The 26,643-nt window shown below is 75.3% G+C and carries 1 protein-coding gene; it reads right to left on the reverse strand.

Annotation, left to right across the window (positions count from 1 at the left end; translation table 11 throughout):
• Positions 1 to 23: 23 nt before the first annotated feature.
• Entirely contained in the window at positions 24 to 26,564 is a 26,541-nt protein-coding gene (locus SD460_RS34090; protein WP_318307282.1) for a type I polyketide synthase, read from the reverse strand.
• Positions 26,565 to 26,643 lie beyond the last annotated feature (79 nt).

Genomic DNA, 26,643 nt, shown 5'->3' on the forward strand with positions numbered 1-26,643 from the left:
TCAGCTCCGTAGGTTCATCGGGGTCAGGTGGCCTCGCCGTCGAGCGCCGCGCGGACCAGGTCGTCGACCGACATGCCGTCGATGTCGGCGGCCTCGTCCCCGGCCGGGTCGGGCCCGGCCAGGCGGCGCAAGGTGTCCAGCACGCCGCTTTCGCGCAGGCGCGCCGGGGACACGGCCGCGAGCAGGGCCCGCAGCTCGGTGTCCAGGTCGTCGGGGTCCGCGGCCGGGGCGAGCTGCCGCACCAGGTCGGCGGCGAGCACGGCGGGGGACGGCTGGTCGAACACGAGCGTCGCGGGCAGGTCGAGCCCGGTCGCCGCGGCGAGCTGGTTGCGCAGCTCGATCGCGCTGAGGGAGTCGAAGCCGAGCTCGGAGAACGGCCGCTCCGGGTCGACCGCGTGCGGCCCGGCGAACCCGAGCACCGCGGCGACCTGGGTGCGGACGACGTCGAGCGCGGCCTTCTCGCGATCCGGCGGCGGCAGCTTGCCCAGCCGCTCCCGCAGCACCGCGCCCGCGCCCGCTTCGACCGGCGCTTCCGCGGTGAGGCGGTGGTACTCCGGCAGGTCGGTCAGCAGCGGCGCCGGCCGGGCCGCGGTGAAGGTCCGCAGGAACGTCTCGTGGTCGATGTCGGCGACCACCGGCGCCGCCTCGGCCGCGAGCACGACCTGCGCGAACGCGGTGAGCGCGAGCTCCGGCGGCACCGGGCGGGTCCCGGTGCGCTGGGCCCGGGCCGCCGCGTCGGCGGTCTCGGCCATGCCGGCTCGCCAGGCGCCCCAAGCGATCGAGGTGCCCGGCAGGCCCTCCGCGCGCCGGCTTTCGGCGACGGCGTCGAGCACGGCGTTCGCCGCGGCGTAGTTCGCCTGGCCGGCGTTGCCGACCGAGCTGGACGCCGAGGAGAACAACGCGAAGACGTCGAGGTTCAGGTCGCGGGACACGCGGTCGAGCACGAGCGCGGACTCGGCCTTCGCCGCGAACACGGCGTCGAACCGGTCCGGGCCGTAGCCCTCCAGGACGCCGTCGTCGAGGACACCGGCCGCGTGGATCACCGCGGTGACGTCCGCCGTGAGCAGCTCGCCGACGGCGGCGGGGTCGGTCAGGTCGCAGGCGACGATGGACGCCTTCGGGCCCAGCTCGGCCAGCAGCGCGACGGCGTCCGGGGTGTCCGGGCCGCGGCGGCCGGTGAGCACGACCCGCGCGGCGCCTTCGCTGAGCACCCAGCGGGCGACGTGCTTGCCGAGCGCGCCGGTGCCGCCGGTGACGACGACGGTGCCGCGCGGCTGCCACGCCCGCGCCGACGGGCCGGCCGGGGCGCGCACGAGGCGCCGGGCGAACGTGCCCGCCGCCCGCACCGCGACCTGGTCCTCGGTCCCGGCGAGCACCGCGCCCAGCCGGGCGAACGCGTGGTCGTCGAGGTCGGCGGGCAGGTCGGCGAGGCCGCCCCAGCGCTGCGGCTGCTCCAGCGCCGCGACGCGGCCCAGGCCCCAGAGCGCGGCCTGCGTGATCGAGGTGACCCGGTCCGAGGGCACGGCGGTGACCGCGCCGCGGGTCAGGCACCACAGCCGGGCCGCGCTGCCGGCCAATGCTTGCAGCAGCGCGGTGGTCGCCACGGCACCCGCGGTCGGCGTCGATTCGTCCAGGCCCAGCAGGGAAACGACACCGGTGACGCCGTCGAGCGCCGCGGTCACGGTCTCGGGGCCGGTGACCTCGGCGCCGAGCGCGGTGACCACGCCGGTGACCCACGGGTCTTCGGCGAAGCCGGCGGGCACGACGACCAGCCACTTGCCGTCCGGCACCGCACCCGGGGCACCGCCGAGCGGCTTCCAGGCGACGCGGTACCGCAGGTCGTCCACAGTGGACTGCTGGGCGCGGCGGTGCTGCAGGTCCAGCAAGGCGGGCAGCACGGCGTCGAGCGCGGCCGGGTCGACGTCGATCTCCTTGGCGAGCACGTCGGCGTCGAGGCCGGTCAGGAAGTCCGGCTTGACGGTGACGGCCGGGGCGTCCGGCCAGAACCGCTCGTGGTGGAAGCGGTAGGTGGGCAGGTCGACCGGGCGTGCCCCGGTGAACAGCCCGGCCCACTCGACCGGGGTGCCGCCGACGTCGAGCCGCGCCAGCGCCGAGACCAGCGTCGGCTCGTCCTCGCGGCCGGCGCGCAGGGCGGCGGTCACGGTGGCGGATTCGCCGGTGAGCGTCCGGGTCAGCGCCGCGAGGGTGCTGTCCGGGCCCAGTTCCAGGTACTTCGTGACACCGAGCGAGTCGAGCGCGGCGACGGCGCCGGCGAACAGCACCGGACGGCGGACGTGGTCGGCCCAGTACGCCGCCGTGCCCAGCTCATCGGTGACCGGGGACGCGGTGACGGTGGACACGACCGGGAGCGCCGGCGGGGCGAACTGCACCCCCGCGGCGATCCGCTCGAACTCGTCCCTCATCGCGTTCATATGCGACGAGTGAAACGCGTGGCTGACCCTTAAACGTCTAGTCTTTCGGCCCCGGGCCGCGACCAGCTCCGCGACCTCGGCGACCGCGCCGGTGTCACCCGAAACGACCACCGCCTCCGGCCCGTTGACCGCGGCGATCGACAGCGGCCGCCCGCTGATCAGCTCTTCGGCCTCGGTTTCGGTGACCTGCAGCGCGGCCATCGCCCCGCCCGGCAGCTCCTGCATGAGCCGGCCGCGGGCGGCGACCAGCCGGGCCGCGTCGGCCAGCGACAGCACACCGGCCGCGTGGGCGGCGGCGAACTCGCCGATCGAATGCCCGGCGAGGTAGTCGGGCCGCACGCCCCACGACTCGACGAGCCGGTAGAGCGCGACCTCCACGGCGAACACCGCGGGCTGCGACCACCGGGTCTGCGCCAGCACCTCGGCGTCGTCGCCGAAGACGACGTCCCGCAGCGAGCCGGGCAGGTCGAGGTCCAGGTGCGCGCAGGCCTCGTCGAACGCGGCGGCGAACACCGGGAACCGTTCGTACAGGGCGCGGCCCATGCCCGGGTACTGCGAACCCTGCCCGGAGAACAGGAACGCGAGCTTGCCCGCAGCGGGCCGGCCGGCGTGCACCAGCGGCGACGGCGTCCCGGCGGTGAGCGCGCCGAGCCCGGTCAGCAGTTCGTCGCGGTCCCCCGCGACGACGACCGCCCGCGACTCGAACCAAGCGCGGGTCGTCGCCGCCGAGAAGGCGACGTCGGGCAGCGCGAGTCCGGGGTGGGCGAGCAGGTGGTCGCGCAGGGCGCGGGCCTGGGCCCGCAGGCCCTCGTCGGTGCGTGCGGACAGCCGGACCGGCACGGTCGCCGGGGCGGCGGCCGGACGCGGGTCCACCGGCGGGGCCTGCTCCAGCACCAGGTGGGCGTTGGTGCCGCTGGCGCCGAACGCGGAGATCCCGGCCCGGCGCGGGTGCCCGGTCTCCGGCCACGGCAGGCTCTCGGTGAGCAGCTCGACGCGGCCCGCGGACCAGTCGACGTGCGCGGACGGCTTGTCCACGTGCAGGGTCTTCGGCAGCAGCCCGTGCCGCATGGCCAGCACCATCTTGATCACCGCGGCCGCTCCGGCCGCGGCCTGGGTGTGACCGAGGTTGGACTTCACCGAGCCGAGCAGCAGCGGCCGTTCGCGCTCGCGACCGTAGGTGGCCAGCAGTGCCTGCGCCTCGATCGGGTCGCCGAGCTTCGTGCCGGTGCCGTGCGCCTCCACGGCGTCCACTTCGGACGGTGCCAGCCCGGACACGGCCAGGGCGCGCTTGATGACGCGTTGCTGGGCCGGGCCGCTGGGGGCGGTGAGCCCGTTGGACGCGCCGTCGGAGTTGACCGCCGAACCCCGCACCACGGCGAGGACCGGGTGGCCGTGGCGGCGGGCGTCGGACTCGCGCTCCAGCACGATCATGCCGACGCCTTCGGACCAGCCGGTGCCGTCGGCGGCGTCGGCGAAGGCCTTGCAGCGGCCGTCCGGCGACAGCGCGCCCATCTCGCCGAACTCGACGAACCCGGTGGGGCTCGACATCACCATCACGCCGCCGGCGACGGCCAGGGAGCACTCCCCCGCCCGCAGCGCCTGGGCCGCCAGGTGCAACGCGACCAGCGAAGACGAGCACGCGGTGTCGACGCTGACCGACGGGCCCTCCAGCCCGAACGCGTAGGAGACGCGACCGGACAGCAGGCTGGCCGCCTGCGCGGTGGCCTGGTGCCCGAGGGTGTCGGTGGGCGGGGTGTAGTCGCCCGACCCGCCGCCGATGTAGACGCCGGTGTCGCCGCCGCGCAGCCCGGTGGCGTCGATGCCGGCGCGTTCGAACGCCTCCCACGCCACTTCGAGGACGAGCCGCTGCTGCGGGTCCATCACGATCGCCTCCCTCGGCGCGATCCCGAAGAACCCGGGGTCGAACTCGGCCGCGTCGTGCAGGAACCCGCCTTCCTTGGCGGCGCTGCTGCCGGGACCGTCGCCGGTCAGCGTGGTGAGGTCCCAGCCGCGGTCGGCCGGGAAGCCGCCGACGACGTCCCGCTCGTCGACGACCGCCCGCCAGAGGTCTTCGGGCGAGCCGATGCCGCCGGGGTAGCGGCAGCTCATGCCGACGATGACGATCGGGTCGTCGGTGAGCGCCGCCGGGGCGGCTTCGGCGGTGACCTCTTCCGCGCCGAACAGTTCGCCGAGGAGGAACGCGGTCAGCTCGCGCGGGGTCGGGTGGTCGAACACGAGCGTCGCCGGCAGCCGGAGCCCGGTCTCGGCGCTCAGGGCCGTGCGCAGGTCCATCGCGGTGAGCGAGTCGAAGCCCAGCGCCGAGAACGCGCGATCGGGCTCGATCCGGTCGGTGCCGGGGTGCCGGAGCACGGTCGCGGCGGCCTTGCGGACCAGCTCCAGGACGACGTCGGACCGCTCGCCCGGAGCCAGGTCGCGCAGTCCTGGCCCGGTCGCCGGGGCCGGGGTGTAGAGCGGCGACAGCAGCGGGCTCGGGCGGGCCGCGGTGAACGCCGGGCCGAAGCGGTCCCACCGGACGTCGGCGACGACCGTGGTGAGGTCGGCGGACCGCACGGCGGCGAGCAGCGCGGTCGTGGCGGCGGCCGGGTCGAGCACGGGCAGCCCGCTGTCACGCAGGTGGGCCTCGTCCTCGCCGGTGCCCGCCCACGCCGAGAAGGCGACGACGGTCGCGGGTTCGCCGCGGTCACGTCGTTGCCGCGCGAAGGCTTCCAGCTCGGCCGCTTCGGCGGCTTCGTCGCCGCGGCCGCGCACGCCCCAGACCCCGGCGACCGAGGTGAGCAGGACGAACGCTTCCAGCGGCCAGTCGGCGTACTGCCGGGCCTCGTCGAGGCTTCCACTGTGGACGACCGCGTCGGGCGGGGCCGTCAGTGCGGCCGGATCGCGGACGACGTCGACCCCGGTCAGCTGGTCCGCGAGGAGCGCGGCCGGTCCGTCGCCGATGACGAGCACGGTGCCCCGCGGGACCCAGCGGTCCCCGCCCGCGGCGGCGCGGGTGAGGCGGCGGCCGTAGGCCCCGGCCGCGCGGACGGCGACCTGGTCTTCGTCCCCGCCCAGCACCGCGCGCAGGCGCGCCGCGGCGCGGGTGTCCAAATCGGACGGGACGTCGACGAGCCCACCCCAGCGCAGGGGGTCGTGCAGGGCCGCGACGCGGCCGAAGCCCCACAGCGCGGCCGGTCCGCCGGCGCGCTCGGCCGGGGTGACCGCGACGGCGCCGCGCGTCACGCACCAGACCGGGACGTCGACCTCGGCCAGCAGTTCCCGCGTGCCCGCCACGGTTTCCCGCAGTGACACGACCAGGTCGGCGCCGGCCAGGTCGCGCCCGGCCCCGAGGGCCTCGGTGACCCGCTCGGCCCACTCGGCGTCGTCGCCGGGGACGACCGCGATGGTCACCGGCTTCGGCTCGCCGACGGTGACCGGCTGCCACGTGACGCGGTAGCGCAGGTCGTCGGCCGCGGCCGCTTCGGCCTGCTTGCGCCGCCAGGCGGCGAGCGCGGGCAGGACGGCGTCGAGCGCGGCCGGTTCGACGGCCAGCTGCTCCGCCAGACCGGCGGTGTCGGCGCGGCCGACCGAGGTCCAGAAGGCGTCGTCGGCCGGGCCGCTCGTGACCACCTCGGGCCAGTACCGCTCGTGCTCGAAGGGGTAGGTCGGCAGCTCGGCGAGGCGGGCGCCGGTGCCGGCGAACCACGCGGCCCAGTCCGGGTTCACGCCCGCGGTGAACAGCGTGCCCAGCGCGATCGCCACACCGTCCTCTTCGGACCGGCCACGGCGCGCCAACGGGACGACCACGCGATCGTCGGCCGGCTCGACCAGGGGCGTCAACGCGGCGTCGGGCCCGATCTCGACGAACAGCGACACGTCGGCCAGCCGGTCGAGGGCGTCGCCGAAGCGGACGGTCTCGCGGACGTGCCGCACCCAGTAGCCGGGGTCGGTGACGTCGCCGTCGGTGACCAGCGGGATGACCGGCGCCGCGAACCGCAGGCCTTCGATGGCGGCCCGGAACCCGTCGAGCATCGGGTCCATCAGCGGCGAGTGGAACGCGTGGCTCACGGTGAGCCGCCGTCCGCCGCCGAAGGTCCCGGCGACCGCGAGCACGGCGTCTTCGTCCCCGGAGAGCACCACGGACTCGGGGCCGTTGACCGCGGCGAGCGCGACGCCGTCGGTGAGCCGCGCGCGGACGTCGGCTTCCGACGCGCGCAGGGCGACCATCGCGCCGCCCTCGGGCAGCTCCTGCATCAGCCGGGCGCGGGCGGCGACGAGCGTGGCGGCGTCTTCCAGCGAGAACACCCCGGCCACGTGGGCCGCGGCGACCTCGCCGATCGAGTGCCCGGCGACGAAGTCCGGGCGCACACCCCACGACTCCAGGAGCCGGAACGCGGCGACCTCGAACGCGAACAACGCGGGTTGCGCCCAGCCGGTCCGGTCCAGCTCGGCCGCGTCGTCGCCCCAGGCGACGTCGCCGAGGGCCAGCCGGAGGTGCGCGCCGACCTCGTCCCAGGCGTCGGCGAAGACGGGGTACCGCGTGTACAGCTCGCGGCCCATGCCCAGGCGCTGGGCCCCCTGGCCGGAGAACAGGAACGCGGTGACCCGCTCGCGGGCCACTCCTCGGCTGACGACCTCGCCGCCGAGCAGCACCGCGCGGTGGTCGAGCGCGGCCCGGCCGGTGGCCAGGGTGTACCCGGTGTCGAGCGCGTCGCCGTCCACAGTGGACACCAGCTCGTCGAGCGCCGCGGCCGAACGCGCGGACACCGGCCACGGCACCGCCGCCGGTGCGCTCCCGGTCACGGTGTCCCGCGCGGGCGGGGCTTCCAGGATGACGTGCGCGTTCGTGCCGCTGACCCCGAAGGACGACACGGCCGCACGGCGCGGGCGGTCCGTCTCCGGCCACGCGGTCGGCTCGGTGACCAGGTTCAGGGCCCCGGCCGTCCAGTCCACGTGGGACGACGGTTCGGCGACGTGCAGCGTTTTCGGGACGACGGCGTGGCCGAGGGAGAGCACCATCTTGATCACGCCGGCCGCACCCGCCGCGGCCTGGGTGTGCCCGAGGTTGGACTTCACCGACCCCAGCAGCACCGGCGTCTCGCGGTCCTGCCCGTAGGTGGCCAGCAGCGCCTGGGCCTCGATCGGATCGCCCAGCGTCGTGCCGGTGCCGTGCGCCTCGACGACGTCGACGTCCGAAGCAGCCAGACCCGCGTCGGCGAGCGCCGCCCGGATCACGCGTTGCTGCGAGGGACCGTTCGGCGCGGTGAGGCCGTTGGACGCGCCGTCCTGGTTGATCGCGCTGCCCCGCACCACGGCGAGGATCTCGTGGCCGTGGCGCAGCGCGTCGGACCGCCGCTCGACGACCAGGACCCCCGCGCCTTCCGACCAGGCCGTGCCGTCGGCTTCGTCGGAGAACGCCTTGCAGCGGCCGTCGGCGGCGAGGCCGCCCTGGGCGTCGAACTCGGTGAACGAGAACGGGCTGGTCATCACGGTGACGCCGCCGACCAGCGCGAGCGAACATTCGCCGTCGGCCAGCGCGCGGGCCGCCCAGTGCAGGGCGACCAGCGACGACGAGCACGCCGTGTCGACCGTGACGGCCGGGCCTTCGAGGCCGAGCGTGTAGGACAACCGTCCGGAAAGGACACTCGCCGTGGTGCCGGTGGCCATGTGCCCGGCCACGTCGGCGTCGGAGTTGAGCAGCAGCCCGGTGTAGTCCTGGCCGTTGGTGCCGACGAAGACGCCGGTGGCGGTGCCGCGCAGGCTCGCCGGGTCGATCCCGGCGTGCTCCAGGGACTCCCACGACGTCTCCAGCAGCAGCCGCTGCTGCGGGTCCATCGCCAGGGCTTCCCGCGGGGAGATGCCGAAGAAGCCGGCGTCGAACCCGGCCGCGTCGGGCAGGAAGCCGCCGTGGCCGTCGCCGAGTTTCGCGAGGTCCCAGCCGCGATCGGCCGGGAACGGGCCGATCGCGTCGCCGCCGTCTTCGAGCAGCTGCCAGAAGGTGCGCGGCGAGGTGACGCCGCCGGGGAACCGGCAGCCGATGCCGACGATCACGATCGGGTCGTCGGCGGTGGCGCGGGTCGCGACCTCGGTGGTCACCGGCGTGTCGAGGCCGACCAGTTCGCCGAGCAGGAACGTCGTGAGCGCGCGCGAGGTGGGATGGTCGAACACCAGCGACGACGGCAGCGTGAGCCCGGTCGCCGCGCCGATGCCGTTGCGCAGTTCGACCGCGGTGAGCGAGTCGAACCCGAGGTCGGCGAACGCGGCGTCCGGCGCGACCGCCTGGGCGTCGCGGTGGCCGAGCACCATCGCGACCTGCGTGCGCAGCAGGCTCAGCAGGTGCTTCTCGCGGTCGGCGGGCGGCAGCCCGGCGAGGGTGCCGCGCAGATCGCCGCGCTCCCCCGCCTCCCGGGCCTCGCTGAGCACGGCCTTGGCGGCCGGCAGGTCGGCGAGCAGCGGGAACGGCCGGCCGAGGGTGAACGCCGGCACGAACCGCGCGAAGTCGAGGTCCGCGACCACGATCTCGGTGTCCCCGGCCCCGATGGCGCGCCGCATCGCGGCGACGGCCCGGTCCGGCGGCAGCAGCGCGAGCCCGCCGCGGCCGACGCGGTCCTGCACACCCGCGTTCCCGCCGAGCATCCCGGCGCCCGCCCACGGGCCCCACGCGATCGACGTCGCGACCCGGCCGGCGGCCCGGCGCCGGGCGGCGAGCGCGTCCAGGTACGCGTTGGCGGCCGCGTAGTTGCCCTGCCCGGCCGCGCCGAACGTGCCGGCGGTCGAGGAGAACAGCACGAACGCGTCGAGGTCGCGGTCCGCGGTCAGCTCGTCGAGGTGCTCCGCGCCGAGGCACTTCGCCTCGAACACGGCCGCGAACTGCTCCGCCGTCAAGGAATCCGTGGTGCCGTCGTCGACCACCCCGGCCGTGTGCACCACGGCGGTCAGGTCCGGGATGGCCTCGATGACCCGGGCCAGCGCGGCGCGGTCGGCGACGTCGCAGGCCACGACGGTCGCGTTCGGCAGTTCGGTGGCACCCGGGGCGTCCGGGCCACGGCGGCTGAGCAGCACGAGGCGTTCGGCGCCCGCTTCGGCGAGCTGCTTGGCGACTTCCCGGCCGAGACCGCCGGTACCCCCGGTGATCAGTACCGTACCCCGGGGGGTGTAGTCCGTTATACGACCGACCGGTGCCGTGGCGAGGCGGCGGGCGAACACCCCGGACGGCCGGATGGCGACCTGGTCTTCGTCGCCGATCCCGCGCAGGACGGCGAAGAGGCGGCCGACGGTGCGGGCGTCGAGAACCTCGGGCAGGTCGACGAGCCCACCCCAGCGGTGCGGTTGTTCCAGGCCCAGCACGCGGCCGAGGCCCCAGAGGGCGGCGGCCCGCGGGTCGGGCGCCGGGTCGGCCGCGCCGGTGCTGACGGCGCCGCGGGTGGCCCACCACAGCGGGGCCTCGTCCCCCAGCTCCCGCGCGAACCGCAGGGCCTCGGCGGGCTCGGTCAGCAGTGAAAGGACGTGGTCGGCTTCGGGCCGCTCGGCGCCCGGCTCGACCCGGGTACCGCCGACGGCTTCGGCGACCGAGTCGGCCCACGGGTCGTCGTGGGCCACGACGAGCACCCGGCTCGGCGCGGCGGGTTCGGCCCGGACCGGGGTCCACACCACGCGGTGGCGCCAGGCGTCCACTTCGGACTCGTCGCGCACGCGGTGGCGCCACGCGGCGAGCGCGGGCAGCACGGTGCCGAGCGCGTCACGGTCGACGTCCAGGGTGGCCGACAGCGATTCGACGTCCGCCGCTTCCAGCGCGGTCCAGAACCCGGTGTCGGCTTCCGGCGCCGCGGGCGCCGGTTCCGGCCAGTAGCGGGACCGCTGGAACGCGTACGTCGGCAGGTCGATCCGGCGGGCACCGGTGCCGGCGAAGAACGCGGCCCAGTCCGGCCGGTAGCCGCGGGCGTGCAGGTCGCCGAGCACCGCGGCGATGGTCTCGTCCTCCGGCCGGTCCTTGCGCAGCAGCGGTTTCGCCGCGCTCATCGCCGACAGCACGGCGTCCGGGCCGAGCTCGACGTAGGCGGTGACGCCGGCTTCGTCCAGTGCCGTGATCGCGTCGGCGAACCGGACGGCCTCACGGGCGTGGCGGACCCAGTAGTCCGGGCCGTCGGCGAGGTCGGCGCCGTCGACGGTGGACACGAACGGCAGTTCCGGCGCCGAGAAGGTGAGCCCGGCGATGGCGGCGCGGAACTCGTCGAGCATCGGGTCCATCAGCGCGGAGTGGAACGCGTGGGAAACGGTGAGGCGGCGGGTTTTCTCGAACCGCTCCGCGAAGGCGAGCACGGCGGCCGCGGGGCCGGAGACGACCACGGACTCCGGGCCGTTGACCGCGGCGACGTCGACGTCGTCCGGCAGCTGCGCGCGGACGTCGGCCTCGGTCGCGCGGATCGAGACCATCGCGCCGCCGGCCGGGAGGGCCTGCATGAGCCGGCCGCGGGCCAGCACCAGCGTCGCCGCGTCGGCCAGCGACAGCACCCCGGCGACGTGCGCGGCGGCGATCTCGCCGACGGAGTGCCCGGCGACGTGGTCGGGCCGCACGTCCCAGGACTCCAGAAGCCGGAACAGCGCGACTTCGATCGCGAACAGCGCCGGTTGCGCGTACCGGGTTTCGTTCAGCAGCTCGGCGTCCGGCGTGCCCGGCTCGGCGAAGAGCACGCGCCGGTCCAGCTCGAGGTGCGCGAGGACCTCGTCGAGGGCCTCGGCGAACACCGGGAACCGCTCGTACAGCTCACGGCCGGAGCCGGGGCGCTGGCTGCCCTGCCCGGTGAAGAGGAACGCCGTCGTGGGGCGGGTGGTCGAGGTGCCGCGCAGGACGTGCGCGGCGGGTTCGTCTTCGGCGATCGCGGATAGTCCACTTCGGACGTCTTCGGGCGTCGACGCCAGGATCACCGCACGGTGACTCAGATCGGCCCGCGCGGTGGCCAGGGTGAAGGCTAGGTCGGCCGGGTCACCCGGCGACACGAGCAGCCGGTCGGCCTGGGCGCGCAGGGCTTCCGGCGTCCGGGCCGACACCACCAAGGGCACGGTCCCCAGCGTCATCGGCTCGGGCAGTTCGGCCGGCTCGGGGGCTTGTTCGAGGACCGTGTGGACGTTCGTGCCGCTCAGGCCGAACGACGAGACCGCGGCCCGCCGGGGCGCGCCCGTCTCCGGCCAGTCCGCCGCTTCGTCGAGCAACCGGATCGCGCCGCTGGACCAGTCGATGTGCGACGACGGTGTGGCGGCGTGCAGGGTCCGCGGCAGCACGCCGTGGCGCATGGCCATGACGAGCTTGAGCACCCCGGCGATCCCGGAGGCCATCTGCGTGTGGCCGAGGTTGGACTTGACCGAGCCGAGCAGCAGCGGCCGCTCGCGGTCGCGGCCGTAGGTGGCCTGCAGGGCCTGGACCTCGATCGGGTCGCCGAGCGGAGTGCCGGTACCGTGGCCCTCGACCGCGTCGATGTCCGAAGTGGACAGTCCGGACGCGGCGAGCGCGGCGCGGATCACGCGTTGCTGCGACGGGCCGTTCGGCGCGGTCATGCCGTTGGACGCGCCGTCGGAGTTCATCGCCGAACCCCGGACGACCGCGAGGATCTCGTGGCCGTTGCGCTGCGCGTCCGACAGGCGTTCGACGAGCACCAGCCCGACGCCTTCGGCGAGGCTCATGCCGTCGGCGTCGTCGGAGTAGGCCTTGCAGCGGCCGTCGGGCGCCATCGCGCGCTGGCGGCTGAAGCCGATCCACGGCGCCGGTGTCGCCATCACGGTGACCCCGCCGGCGAGCGCGAGCGAGCTCTCGCCCGAGCGCAGCGACTGGCACGCCAGGTGCAGCGCGACCAGCGACGACGAGCACGCGGTGTCCAGGGTGACGGCCGGGCCCTCCAGCCCGAACAGGTAGGCGATCCGGCCGGACAGGACACTCGACACCGCGCCGGTGATCATGTGCCCTTCGGAGCCCTCGGCCGCGTTGAGCACGGTCGAGCCGTAGTCCTGGTAGCTGGCGCCGACGAACACGCCGGTCCGGCTTCCCCGCGCCGCCGCCGGGTCGACGCCCGCGCGTTCGAAGGTCTCCCAAGCGACTTCCAGCAGCAGCCGCTGCTGCGGGTCCATCGACAGGGCCTCACGCGGGGAGATCCCGAAGAAGCCGGCGTCGAAGTCGGCGACGCCGTCGAGGAACCCGCCGAGCGTCGAGTACGTCTTGCCGCTGCGGTCGGGGTCGGCGTCGAACAGCCCGGCGGCGTCCCAGCCGCGGTCGGGCGGGAACGACGAGATCGCGTCGCCACCGCCGATGACCAGGTCCCACAACGCTTCCGGCGACGTGACCCCGCCGGGGAACCGGCAGCTCATGCCGACGATGGCGATCGGCTCGTCGGCGGCGGTGGCCGCGACGACGGTCTCGCCGGCCACCGGACCGTCCAACGTGGACAGGATGAACCCGGCGAGGGTGTCGGCGTTCGGGTAGTCGAACACGACCGTGCTGGGCAGGCTGAGCCCGGTCACGACCTCCAGGCGGTTGCGCAGGTCGACCGCGGTGAGCGAGTCGAAGCCCAGCTCGCGGAAGGCGCGGTCGGCTTCGACGGCGTCCCCGCCGGAGTGCCCGAGCACGGCGGCCGCTTCGGCACGCACGAGGTCGACGACCAGGCGGCGCCCGGCGTTGGCGGGCAGCGCCCGGACCCGGCCCGCGAACGCCGAGGCGTCCGCGGTGTCGTCGGCCGCTTCGGCGAGCCGCCGGACGGCGGGCAGCTCGGAGAACAGCGGGCTGGGCCGCACCGACGTGAACACCGGGTGGTAGCGATCCCAGTCGAGATCGGCGATGAGCAACGACGTTTCGTCGTCGGCCAGTGCGCGCTTCAGCCCGGCGAGCGCGAGGCGCGGCTCCATGAACCGCAGGCCGCTGCGCAGGATCCGGCCGGGGTCGACCCGGCCCAGCTCGCGGTCGTCGGCCCAGATGCCCCAGGCGACGGTCGTCGCGGGCACCCCGCGGGCGCGCCGCTGCTCGGCGAGGGCGACGAGGTGCGCGTTGGCCGCGGAGTAGGCGCCGTGGTCGCCGCTGCCCCACAGGCCGGCGGTCGAGGAGTACAGCACGAAGTGTTCGAGCTCGCCCTCGTCGAGGAGTTCGTCGAGGACGCGGTCGAGGTTCGTCGCGCCGGTGACCTTGGCGTCGAGGACCTCGGCGAACGCGGTCGCGTCGGTGCCGGTGAGCGGCGCCAGCGCGATGTGGGCCGCGGTGTGCACGACGGTGGTGATCCGCCGTCCTTCACCCTTCAGGCGCCGGATGAGTTCGGCGACGGCCTCTCGGTCGGTGACGTCGAGCGAAACCACCTCGGCCGACGTCCCGAGTTCGTCGAGGAGGGCCTGGGCGTGGGGCGCGTCCGGCCCGCGGCGGCTGGTGAGCACGAGGTGCTCGATCCCTTCCGCGGCGAGCCAGCGGGCCAGGTGCGGGCCGAGGGTGCCGGTCGCACCGGTGATGATGGCGGTCCCGTGGGCGCGCCACGCCCGCTTGGGTGCGCCGGTGACGGGTGCGGGCACGAGCCGCCGGGCGAAGACGCCACCCGAGCGGATGGCGAGCTGGTCTTCGTCCCCGGCCCCGGCGAGCACGGCGACGAGCCGCCGGGCGGCGGCCGCGTCGAGGGTCTCGGGCAGGTCGACGAGCCCGGCCCAGTGCGCGGGGTGTTCGAGCGCGGCGGACCAGCCGAGGCCGTGCACCTGGGCCTGGGCGGGGTCGCGGACGGGATCGGCCGGGCCGGTGGAGACGGCTCCGCGGGTCAGCGCCCAGACGCGCGGCGCGGGCTCGATCCCGGCGACGGCCTGGACCAGCGAGAGCGTCCGCAGCAGACCGCGGTCGAGACCGGGGTGCTCCGTCGGGGCGTGGTCGGCGGCGAGCAGCGAGACGATCCCGGTGACGCCGTCGAAGTCCCCGATGGTGCCATCGGCGACCTCACGCACGTCGGCTCCGTGCCCGCGCAGGATGTCGGCGACGTCTTCGCCGTCGCCGAGCACCAGCCAGGTGCCGGACAGCGTCGTCCCGGCCGGGCGGACCGGGCGCCACGCGATCCGGTACCGCCACGAGTCCACTGTGGACTCGTCGTCACGGCGGGCGTGCCACGCGGACAGCGCGGGCAGCAGGTCGTCCAAAGCGGACCGCTGGCGATCGTCCAGCTCGAGCAGGTTCGTGAGCCCGGCCCGGTCGTCGCGCGTGATGGCCTGCCACAGCTCGTCGTCGGCCGGGGCCGCTGTCGCCGTTCCGGTTTCGTCGATGGCCCAGTAGTGCTCGTGCTGGAACGCATACGTCGGGAGGTCGATCCGCCGGCCGCCGGTGAGGGTGTCCGCCCAGTCGACCGGCACGCCGCGGGTGTGGGCCTCGGCCAGGGACTTCAGGAACCGGTCGAGGCCGCCGTCGTCGCGGCGCAACGTGCCCAGTGCCGTCGCCGAGGCACCGGCCAGTTCGCCGATCGCCATGCCGAACACCGGGTGCGGGCTCGACTCGACGAACACCGCGTGCCCGTCGGCGACCGCAGCCGACAGCGCCGCGGCGAACTCGACCGTGCCGCGCAGGTTCCGGCACCAATAGCCGCCGGTCAGCTCGGCCGGCTCGACGAGCCCGCCGGTGACCGTCGAATAGAACCGGACACCGGTGTCGCGCGGGGAAACCGGGGCCAGCAGCTCGGCCAGTTCGGCCGCGATCCCGTCGACCTGCGGCGAGTGCGCGGCGAAGTCCACGCCGTCGAGCCGCCAGCGCATCAGCCCGGCCTTGGCCAGCCGGACCTCCAGCTCGGCCAGCGCGGCGGGCTCGCCGGACACGGTGACCGAGCGCGGCCCGTTCACCGCGGCGACGGCGATCCGGTCGGCCAGGTCCCCGATCAGCGCGCGGACTTCGTCCCCGCCCGCGACGACCGACAGCATCGCGCCGTGCCCGGACAGGCGTTCGGCGATCAGCTTCGACCGCAGCGCCACCACCCTGGCACCGTCCTCGAGGGACAGTGCGCCCGCGACGCACGCGGCCGCGATCTCGCCCTGGGAGTGCCCGAGCACCGCGACCGGCTCGACCCCGTGCGCGCGCCACAGCTCGGCCAGCGAGACGAGCACGGCCCACAGCACGGGCTGGACGACGTCGACGCTGGTCAGCGCGTCGTCGTGCAGCACGTCGGCCAGCGACCAGTCGACGAAGGGTTCGAGCGCGGCGGCGCACTCGGCCAGCCGCCCGGCGAACACCGGGGACGTGGTGAGGAGTTCGCGGGCCATGCCCGGCCACTGCGAGTCCTGCCCGGGGAAGACGAACACCGGCGCGCCGGACCGCTTGGCGGTGCCCTGCACGAGGGCGGGGTCGGCGGTGTTGCCGGCCAGCGCGGTCAGCCCGCGCCGCAGGTCGGCGAGGTCTTCGCCGACGACGACGGCCCGCTGCTCGAACCCGCTGCGGTGGTGGGCGAGCGTCCACCCGACGTCGACCGGGCGCTCGTCGCCGAGGAAGTCCAGCAGCCGCAACGCTTGCACCTTCAGCGCGGGCGCGCTCTTGGCCGACAGCGGCCACACGACCGGCCCGGTCTTCTCCGGCGGTGCGACTTCCTCGACCGCGGGCGCGGCCTCGATGATGGCGTGGGCGTTGGTGCCGCTGATGCCGAACGACGAGACGCCGGCGCGGCGCGGGTGCCCGGTCTCCGGCCAGGCCCTCTCCTCGGCGAGCAGCTCGATCGCCCCGGCCGCCCAGTCGATCTTCGTGGACGGCTTGGCGACGTGCAGAGTGCGCGGCAGCACGCCGTGGCGCATGGCGTGCACCATCTTGATCAGGCTCGCGACCCCCGCGGCCGACTGGGTGTGCCCGATGTTGGACTTCACCGAGCCGATCAGCAGCGGGCGTTCGCGGTCGCGGCCGTAAGTCGCCTGCAGCGCCTGGACTTCGATCGGGTCGCCGAGCGCGGTGCCGGTGCCGTGCGCGTCGAGCGCGTCCACTTCGGACGGTTCGAGGCCGGCGTTGGCCAGCGCCTGGCGGATCACGCGCTGCTGCGACGGGCCGTTGGGCGCGGTGAGGCCGTTGGACGCGCCGTCGGAGTTGACCGCGGTGCCGCGGACGACTGCGAGGATCGGGTGACCGTGGCGCTGGGCCTCGGAAAGCCTTTCCAACACCAGCATCCCGGCGCCTTCGGCGAGGGACATGCCGTCGCCCTCGTCGGAGAACGCCTTGCAGCGGCCGTCGAAGGCGAGCGCGCGCTGGCGGCTGAACGCGACGAACGGGTCGGGCGAAGCCATCACCGTGACACCACCGGCGATGGCCAGCTCGGATTCGCCGGAGCGCAGCGACTGGCACGCCAGGTGCAGCGCGACCAGCGACGACGAGCACGCCGTGTCGACGGTGACCGACGGGCCCTCGAAGCCGAACAGGTATGACAACCGTCCGGAAAGGACACTCGGGATGGTGCCGGTGACCAGGTGGCCTTCGGTGCCGTCGCCGGTGGCGACGCCGTAGTCCTGGAAGCTGGAGCCGACGAACACGCCGGTCCGGCTCCCCCGCACGGCCGCCGGGTCGACGCCCGCGCGTTCGAAGGCCTCCCAGGACACTTCGAGCAGCAGCCGCTGCTGCGGGTCCATCGACAGCGCCTCGCGCGGCGAGATGCCGAAGAAGCCGGCGTCGAACTCGGCCGCGTTCTCGAGGAAGCCGCCCAGCGTCGAATACGTCTTGCCGCCGCGTTCGGGATCGGGGTCGAACAGGCCGGCGGCGTCCCAGCCGCGGTCGCCGGGGAACGCCGAGATCGCGTCCACGCCGCCGGTGACCAGGGTCCAGAGCTCCTCGGGTGTGGTGACCCCGCCGGGGAACCGGCAGCCCATCCCGACGATCGCGATCGGCTCGTCGGTGGCCCCGGTCGCGGCGGCCACGGTGCCGGCGACCCCCGGGCCGTCGATCTCCTCGCGCAGGAACGCGACCAGGGCGAGCGGCGTGGGGTGGTCGAAGACGAGCGTCGCGGGCAGGGCCAGGCCGGTGGCGTCGGCGAGGCGGCGGCGGAACTCGACGGCGGTCAGCGAGTCGAAGCCGAGGTCGCGGAAAGCGCGTTCTTCGGCGACGGCGTCCGCGGTGACGTGTCCCAGCACGGCGGCGGCCTCGGCGCGGACCAGGTCGAGCAGCGCGCGGTCCCGTTCGTCCGCCGACATCCCGGCGAAGCGGGCGGCGAAGGCACTGACCGCGGCGGTCAGGGCGACGGGTTGCGCCTCGGCGAAGGCGTCGAAGAGCCGGGCGGCGCGGGTGGCGGTGAAGACGGGCAGGAAGGTGTCCCAGGCGATGTCGGCGACGACGAGGGCGGTGTCGTCGCGCACCAAGGCTCGTTCCAGTTCGGCGAGGGCGCTTCCGGTCGGCAGGAAGCCCATCCCGCGCCGGCTCAGCTGACCGGCGACGTGCTCGTCGGTGGCCATGCCTTCCTCGGCCCAGGCCCCCCAGGCGATGGAGGTCGCCCGGCGGCCGGCGCTCCGTCGTGCTTCGGCGAGCGCGTCGAGGTAGGCGTTGCCCGCGGCGTAGGCGGCCTGGCCCCCGCTGCCCCAGACGCCCGCGACGGAGCCGAAGAGCAGGAAGAAGTCGAGGTCGTGCCCGGCGAGGAGGGCGTCGAGGTGCGCGGCACCGCCGGTCTTGGCGGCCATGACGCGGGTGAGTTCGGCGAAGTCCGCGGTGTGCACGGGGTCCATGGCCTGCGCGACCCCGGCGGTGTGCACGACACCGGTGAGATCCGGGTGGTCCGCGAGCAGCGCTTCGACGGCGGCTTTGTCCCCGACGTCGCAAGCGGCGATGGTGACCTGTGCCCCGGCGGCGGTGAGTTCGGCTTGCAGTTCGGTCGCGCCCGGGGCGTCCGGGCCCCGGCGGCTGACGAGCACGAGGTGTTCGGCCCCGGCGCCGGCGAGCCACCGGGCGACGGACGCGCCGAGGGCACCGGTGCCGCCGGTGACGAGGACAGTGCCGCGGGCCTGGAAGCGGCCCGGGGCGTCGGCGGCCTGGTACCGCACGATCCGCCGTCCGAAGGCGCCTTGCGGGCGGAGTGCGACCTGGTCTTCGCCGTTCGCGCCGGTCAGCACGGCCGCGAGCCGCCGTCCGGTGGGGAGGTCGAGGGTGGCGGGCAGGTCGATCAGGCCGCCCCAGAGCGCGGGCTGTTCGAGCGCGACGGTCCGCCCGAAGCCCCAGACGCGGGCGGCGACGGGGTCGGGCCCGTGGTCCCCCGGCGTGGCGACGGCGCCGGTGGTGAGGCACCAGAGCCGCAGCCCGAGATCGGCGTCGGTGAGGGCCTGGACGAGGGTGAGCAGCTCGGCCAGCCCCCGGTCCCCGGCGGCGGGCAGGTGGATGACGCCTTCGGCCGGCCCGGCGGCCGCGAGCGCGGCGGCCAGGGTGGCGCGGTCGGCCGTCGCGATGCGGGTCACCGTCGCGCCGTGGGCCGTCAGTGCGGCCTCGACCTCCGCGCCCTCATCCGAGGTGACCAAGAGCCAATGGCCGGTCAGGACCGGTGCTTCCGGCGTGCGGAACGACGTCCACTCCGCCCGGTACCGCCAGGACTTCGCCGTCTCCTCCGCCGCGCGGCGGTCGCGCCAGCCGGTCAGCGCCGGGAGCAGCGTCTCCAAGGACGACCGCTGCTCCTCGCCCAGGTCCAGCAGACCCGCCAGTTCCGACGCGTCGCCCCGGCCGATCGCCTCCCACAGCGGGCCCTCGGCGTGATCCGCGGTCCGCGGCACGGGGGTCGCCCAGTAGTGCTCGCGCTGGAACGGGTACGTCGGCAGGTCCACCGTCCGCCCGCCGCCGAGGTACGCGCGCCAGTCCACCGCGCAGCCGCGCGTGTGCAAAACCGCCAGCGCGGCAACGGCCGACTCCGCCTCGGGACGGTCCTTGCGCAGCAGCGGCACCGTGCCGGGCCGGTCCAGCAGCGCCGACAGCGTACCGTCCGGGCCCAGCTCCAGGTACGTCGACGCGGCGTCCTCGACCGTCTCCGTGAACCGGACCGTCGCGCGGACGTGCTCGACCCAGTACTCCGGCGAACACACGTCACCGTGCGAAACAAAAGGCAATGCCGGCGCGGAAAACACCAGTGACGAGACCACCGAGCGGAACTCGTCCAGCATCGGGTCCATCAGGTGCGAGTGGAACGCGTGCGACACCGAAAGCCGCGTCGTCTTCCCGAACCGGGCCGCGACCGCCAGCACCGCCTCCTCGACGCCGGACAGCACCACCGACTCCGGCCCGTTCACGGCCGCCAGGTCGACACCGTCCACCAGGGCCGCGCGGACGTCCTCTTCGGACGCCCGCACCGCGACCATCGCCCCACCGGCGGGCAGCGCCGCCATCAACCGCGCCCGCGCGGACACCAGCGCGCAGGCGTCGTCCAGGGACAGCACGCCGGAGACGTGCGCGGCCGCGATCTCGCCGACCGAATGCCCGGCGACGACGTCCGGGCGCACGCCCCACGACTCCAGCAGCCGGAACGCCGCCACACCGAACGCGAACAACGCCGGCTGGGCGTTCCCGGTCCGCTCCAGCGCGGCCGGGTCGTCTCCCCACACCACGTCGCGCAGGCCCGGGTCGCACCGGTCCAGCACCTCGGCGAACGCGTCGGCGAACACCGGGAACCGCGCGGCCAGCTCGCGTCCCATGCCGAGCCGCTGCGCGCCCTGGCCGGGGAAGACGAACGCGAGCCCGCCGCCGGCGACGGCCCCGCTCACCGCACCGGGAGCCGGCGCGCCGAGCGCCAGCGCGGCGAGTGCCGCGGCGGCGTCCGGGCCGTGCACCACGGCCCGGTGCTCGAACGCCGTCCGCGTGGTCGCCAAGGACCACGCCAGGTCGCCACGCGGGACGTCGAGCCGGGCCAGGTTCGCGGCCTGGGCCCGCAGCCCTTCGGCGGTCCGCGCCGACAGCACCAGCGGAGCGTCCTCGACCGGGGAGGAGGCAACCGGCGCGACCGCGGGCCCGGCCTCGAGAACCACGTGCGCGTTGGTCCCGCTGATCCCGAAGGAAGACACCCCGGCGCGCCGGGGCCGATCCAGCGCGGGCCACGGCATCGCCGCGGAAGCCAGCGACACCGCGCCGGCCGTCCAGTCCACATGGGACGACGGCGTCCCCGCGTGCAGCGAACCCGGCACGGTGCCGTGCTCCATCGCCAGGACCATCTTGATGATCCCCGCGACCCCCGCCGCGGCCTGCGTGTGCCCGATGTTGGACTTCACCGAACCCAGCAGCAACGGCGTGTCGCGGTCCTGCCCGTACGTCGCCAGCAACGCCTGGGCTTCGATCGGGTCGCCGAGCGTCGTGCCGGTGCCGTGCCCTTCCACGACGTCGACGTCCGCAGTGGACAACCCGGACGAAGCCAGCGCGGCGCGGATCACCCGCTGCTGCGAGGGACCGTTCGGCGCGGTGAGGCCGTTGGACGCGCCGTCGGAGTTCACCGCCGATCCCCGCACCACGGCGAGCACGCGGTGCCCGTGCCGCCGCGCGTCGGACAGCCGTTCCAGCACCAGCACACCGACGCCCTCGGACCAGCCCACGCCGTCGGCCTCGTCCGAATAGGACCGGCACCGGCCGTCCGGGGAAAGCCCGCGCTGGCGGGAGAACTCGACGAACGAGTTCGGGGTGGACATCACCGTCACGCCGCCGGCCAGGGCGAGCGAGCACTCCCCCGAGCGCAGCGCGTGCGCCGCCCAGTGCAGCGCGACGAGCGACGACGAGCACGCCGTGTCGACGGTGACCGCGGGCCCTTCGAGGCCGAGCGCGTAGGCGACCCGGCCGGACACGACGCTGGACGCCGTCCCGCTGCCCTGGAAGCCCTCGAAGTCGCCGCCGGCCAGCACCAGACCGTAGTCGTTGTACATCACGCCGGCGAACACGCCGGTCGCGCTGCCGCGCAGGGTCCGCGGGTCGATCCCGGCGCGCTCGATCGCCGTCCAGGACGCCTCCAGCAGCAGGCGCTGCTGCGGGTCCGTCGCTTCGGCTTCGCGCGGGCTCATGCCGAAGAACGCGGCGTCGAATTCGCCCGCGTCGTGCAGGAAGCCGCCCTCGCGGGTGTAGGACGTGCCGGCGTGGTCGGGGTCCGGGTGGTAGAGCGCGCCGAGGTCCCAGCCGCGGTTGACCGGGAACGGCGACGTCGTGTCGCGGCCCTCGGCCACCGCCGCCCAGAGGTCCTCCGGCGACGCGATGCCGCCCGGGAACCGGCAGCTCATGCCGACGATGACCACGGGGTCGTCGTCGGCGACCGCGGTCCGGGTGACCGCCGGACCGGCGTCGGCGCCGAGCAGCCGGTCGCGGAGGTGGCCCGCGAGCGCGGCCGGGGTCGGGTAGTCGAACACGAGGGTGGCGGGCAGCCGCAGGCCGGTCGCCGCGTCGAGCCGGTTGCGCAGTTCCACCGCGGTCAGCGAATCGAAGCCCAGCTCGGCGAACGACCGCGCCGGGTCGACCGCGCCCGCGCCGGCGTGCCCGAGCACGGCGGCGACCTCGCGGCGCACCAGGTCGGTCACCCGCGCGGCGCGCCCGGCGTCGTCCAAAGTGGACAGCTGGTGGGCCAGCCGTCCGGCACCCCCGGCGGCTCGCACCGCGCGCCGGCCGCCGACCAGCGCTCGCAGCAACGCGGGTGGTTCCGGCTGCGCGGCGAGCACCGGCAGGTCGAAGCGGACCGGCACGACGGCCGGCTCGCCGGTGGTCAGGGCGGCGTCGAACAGGGCGAGGCCTTCGGCTTCGGTGAGCGCCGGGATGCCCATGCGCGCGAACCGGCCACCGGCGCCGCCGGCCATGCCTTCGCCGCCCCACGGGCCCCACGCCAGCGACACCGCGGGCAGCCCGGCGTCCCGGCGCTGCTGGGCGAGGGTGTCGAGGAACGCGTTGGCCCCGGCGTAGTTGGCCTGCCCGGCCGCGCCGAGCGTGCCTGCCAGGGAGGAGAACAGGACGAACGCGTCGAGTTCGAGGTCGCGGGTCAGCTCGTGCAGGTGCCAGGCGGCGTCGGCCTTCGGGGCCAGCACCGTGGCGAGGCGGTCCGGGTCGAGGGTGTCGAGGAGCCCGTCGTCGAGGACGCCGGCGGCGTGCACGACGGCGGTCAGCGGGTGCGCGGCCGGGATCCCGGCCAGCAGCGCGGCCAAGGCGTCCCGGTCGCTCGCGTCGCAGGCGGCGACCGTGACGTCGGCGCCGAGCCCGGCCAGCTCCGTGACCAGGCCCTCGGGCGCCCGCCCGCTCCGGCTGACCAGCAGCAGGTGCCGGACGCCGTGCTCTCGCACCAGGTGCGCGGCCAGCGCGCGGCCCAGTTCGCCGGTGCCGCCGGTGATCAGGACGGTCCCGTCCGGGTTCCAGCCGTGCGCTTCCCCGGTGGCCGTGCGCACCAGCCGGGGCGCGAACACGCGCCCATCGCGAACCAGGAGCCGCGGTTCGCCCGTCGTCAGCGCCGTCTCCAGCGCCGCCGGAGTGACGTCCTCTGTGGACTCGACCAGCACGAACCGGCCGGGGTGCTCTTGCTGCGCGGCCAAGACAAGCCCGCGCACGGCCGCGCCGGGCAGCCCGCCCGGGACGACCAGCGCCAGCCGGCGCGCGTCCTCGGTCAGCCGCTCCCGCAGCAGGTCCAGGGCCTCGCCCGCGAGCGCGCGGGCGGCTTCGGGTGGCGTTCCGTCCGGAATGGACAGCGTGACGACGTCGGCGTCCGCGCCGGTGAGACCGGTGACCGGTTCGGTCCAGTCCACCCGGTAGACGCCCCCGCCGGTCACCGGGGCCTCGGTCGTGATCGGGCGCACGGTGAGGGAGCCGACCGTCGCGACGACGTCGCCGTCGGGCGTGGCCAGCGAAAGCGTCAGGGTCTCGTCGCCGGTCTTGTGCAGCGTGACGCGCAGGGCGGTGGCACCGACCGCGCGCACGGCGACGTCCTGCCACGAGAACGGCACGCCGCCCGGGCCCGCGAAGCAGGCGGCGGCGTGCAGGGCCGCGTCGAACAGCGCGGGGTGCAGGTCGAACGTCTCGGCTTCGACGTCGTCGGGCAGCGCGACCTCGGCGAAGACGTCGTCGCCGTGCTGCCAGGCGGCACGCAGTCCCTGGAACGCGGGGCCGTACTCGCGCTCGTCGTAGAAGCCGGTGAGGTCGACCGCGGTGGCGTCCGCCGGCGGCCAGGCGGCGGGGACGTCCGCCGTGCTCTCGATCCGCTCGGCCAGCCGGCCGACCGCGTGCGAGGTCCAGCTGACTTCGCCGTCGGGTCGCGAGTGGACGGCGACTGGGCGGCGGCCCCGCTCGTCGGGCGCGCCGACCCACACCTGCACGACCACGCGTTCGCCGGCCGCGCCGAGCACGAGCGGGCGGGTCAGCGTCAGGTCTTCGACGTCCGGGCAGCCGGTCTCGGCCCCGGCGCGCACGGCCAGTTCCAGCAGCGCGGTGCCGGGCACCACCACCGCGCCGCCGACGCGGTGGTCGGCGAGCCACGCGTGCGTGCCCGCGTCGAGCCGGCCGGTCAGCAGCAGGCCGCTGGCGTCGGCCACCTCGACCGCGGTGCCCAGCAGCGGGTGGTCGACGCTGCGCAGCCCGGCCGAGCGCAGGTCTCCCCGCGCGCGGCCGGTGTCGCGCGGCCAGAACCGCTGCCGCTGGAAGGCGTACGTGGGCAGCTCGACCCGTGCGCCGGTGCCGGCGAAGAACGCGGTCCAGTCCACCGCGACGCCGTCGCCGTGCAGCCGGCCGAGCGCCTCGGCGGCCGACGTGGTTTCGTCGCGGTCCTTGCGCAGCACCGGCACGGCGAGCGCGCCGGGCACGTCGACCAGCGGCGTCAGCGCCGCTTCCGGGCCCACCTCGACGAACCGGGTGACGCCCGACTCCGCGAGCCGGGCGAGCACGTCGCCGAAGCGGACGGCGTCCCGGACGTGCCGCACCCAGAACTCCGGGTCGGTGACGTCGCCCGCGGTCACCACCGGCACCGACGGCTCGGTAAACGCGAGTTCCGAGACGACCTCGCGGAACGCGGGCAGCATCGGGTCCATCAGGTGCGAGTGGAAGGCGTGGGACGCGCGCAGCCGGGTCGTGCGCTCGAAGCGCGCGGCGACGGCCAGGACGGCATCCTCCACACCGGACACCACCACGGCCGAGGGTCCGTTGACGGCAGCGATGTCCACGCCGTCCACGAGCGCCGCCCGAACGTCCTCTTCGGACGCACGCACGGCGACCATCGCACCACCGGCGGGCAGCGCGCCCATCAGGCGGGCGCGGGCCGACACCAGCGCGCAGGCGTCGTCGAGGGAGAGCACCCCGGCGCAGTGGGCGGCGGCGATCTCTCCCGCCGAATGCCCGGCGAGCACGTCCGGCCGGACGCCCCACGACTCCAGCAGCCGGAACAGCGCGACCTCGACGGCGAAGATCGCCGGCTGCGCCTGGGCCGTGTCCGCCAGCAGCTCGGCGTCGGCTCCCCAGACGACGTCACGAAGCTCCGGCGAGAGCCGGGTGAGGACCTCGTCGAACGCGGCCGCGAACACCGGGTACGCGCTGTGCAGTGCCCGGCCCATGCCCAGGTGCTGGGAACCCTGGCCGGTGAACAGGAACGCGGTCTTGCCCTTAGCCCGCGGCGACGCGAACGCGGTCAGGTCCCGGAGCGCGGCAGCCACCGCGGCTTCGTCCGCACCGACCACAGTGGACCGGACGGCGAAGGCGGTCCGCGCGGTGGCGGCGGAGAAAGCCACATCGGCCAGCGGCGTCCCCCGCTCCAGCACGTCGGCCAGCCGGGCGGCCTGCGCGCGCACGGCGTCTTCGCTCTTGCCCGAAACCAGGATCGGCAGCGGCCGCGCGACGGGCTCCCGGACCGGCTCCTCGACGACCGGCGCCTGCTCGACGATCACGTGCGCGTTCGTGCCGCTCAGCCCGAACGACGAAACCCCGGCCCGGCGCGGCTCGCCGGTCTCCGGCCACGGCGTCGCCGCGGTCGCCAGCTCGACGCGCCCGGCCGTCCAGTCCACATGGGACGACGGCGCGTCGACGTGCAGCGTCGGCGGGACCAGGCCGGTGCGCATCGCGAGCACGACCTTGATCACCCCGGCGACGCCGGCCGCCGCCTGGGTGTGCCCGAAGTTCGACTTGACCGAACCGAGCAGCAGCGCGCGATCGCGGTCCTGCCCGTAGGTCGCCATCAGCGCCTGCGCCTCGACCGGGTCGCCCAGCGTGGTGCCGGTGCCGTGCGCCTCCACGACGTCGACCTGCGCGGGCGCGAGCCCGGACGTCTTCAGCGCTTCCCGGATCACGCGCTGCTGCGACGGCCCGTTCGGGGCGGTGAGGCCGTTGGTGGCGCCGTCCTGGTTGACCGCGCTGCCGCGGACCACGGCGAGCACCGGATGCCCGTGGCGGCGCGCGTCGGAGAGCCGTTCCAGCACCAGCACGCCCGCGCCCTCGGCCCAGCCGGTGCCGGCGGCGGAGTCGGCGAACGAGCGGCAGCGGCCGTCCGGGGACAGCCCACCCTGGCGGCTGAACTCGACGAACGTCGTCGGCGCGGACATCACCGTGACCCCGCCGGCCAGCGCCAGCTCCGACTCGCCCGAGCGCAGCGACTGCGCGGCCAGGTGGAGCGCGACCAGCGACGACGAGCACGCGGTGTCCACCGTGACCGCCGGGCCGACCAGCCCGAGGACGTAGGCGAGCCGGCCGGACAGCACGCTGTTCGTGTTGCCGGTGAGCAGGAAGCCTTCGGACGGGCCCGCCGCGCCGGTCAGGTACTCCTGCGCCATCGCGCCGACGAACACGCCGGTGCGGGTGCCCTTCAGCGAGCCGGGCACGATGCCGGCGCGCTCGATCGCCTCCCACGCCGTCTCGAGCAGGATCCGCTGCTGCGGGTCCATTTCGGCCGCTTCCCGCGGGGAGATGCCGAAGAAGCCGGCGTCGAACTCGGCCGCGTCGAGCAGGAACCCGCCGGACATCGCCGCCTCGCCGCCGTCCGCGGCGAGCGCGCCGAGGTCCCAGCCGCGGTCGGCGGGCAGCCCGGTGACGCCGTCGCGCCCCGAGCTCAGCAGCTCCCAGAAGTCCTCGGGCCCGGTGACGCCGCCGGGGTAGCGGCAGCCCAGCCCGACGATCGCGATCGGCTCGGCCGCGCGGCTCTCGAGCTCCGCCAGCTTCTGCTGGGTGCGCACGAGGTCCGCGCTCGCCCGCTTGAGGTAGCTCCGCAGCTTCTGTTCGTTGTCCATGAATCAGCAACCCATCCCGACACGACGGCGAGCGGTGCGCCCCGGTGACGGCTGCTGCTCCGGCAACCCGGCGCCCGGC

Origin of the sequence: Amycolatopsis solani, from assembly GCF_033441515.1 — a bacterium.
In the GTDB taxonomy this organism is placed as follows: domain Bacteria; phylum Actinomycetota; class Actinomycetes; order Mycobacteriales; family Pseudonocardiaceae; genus Amycolatopsis; species Amycolatopsis solani.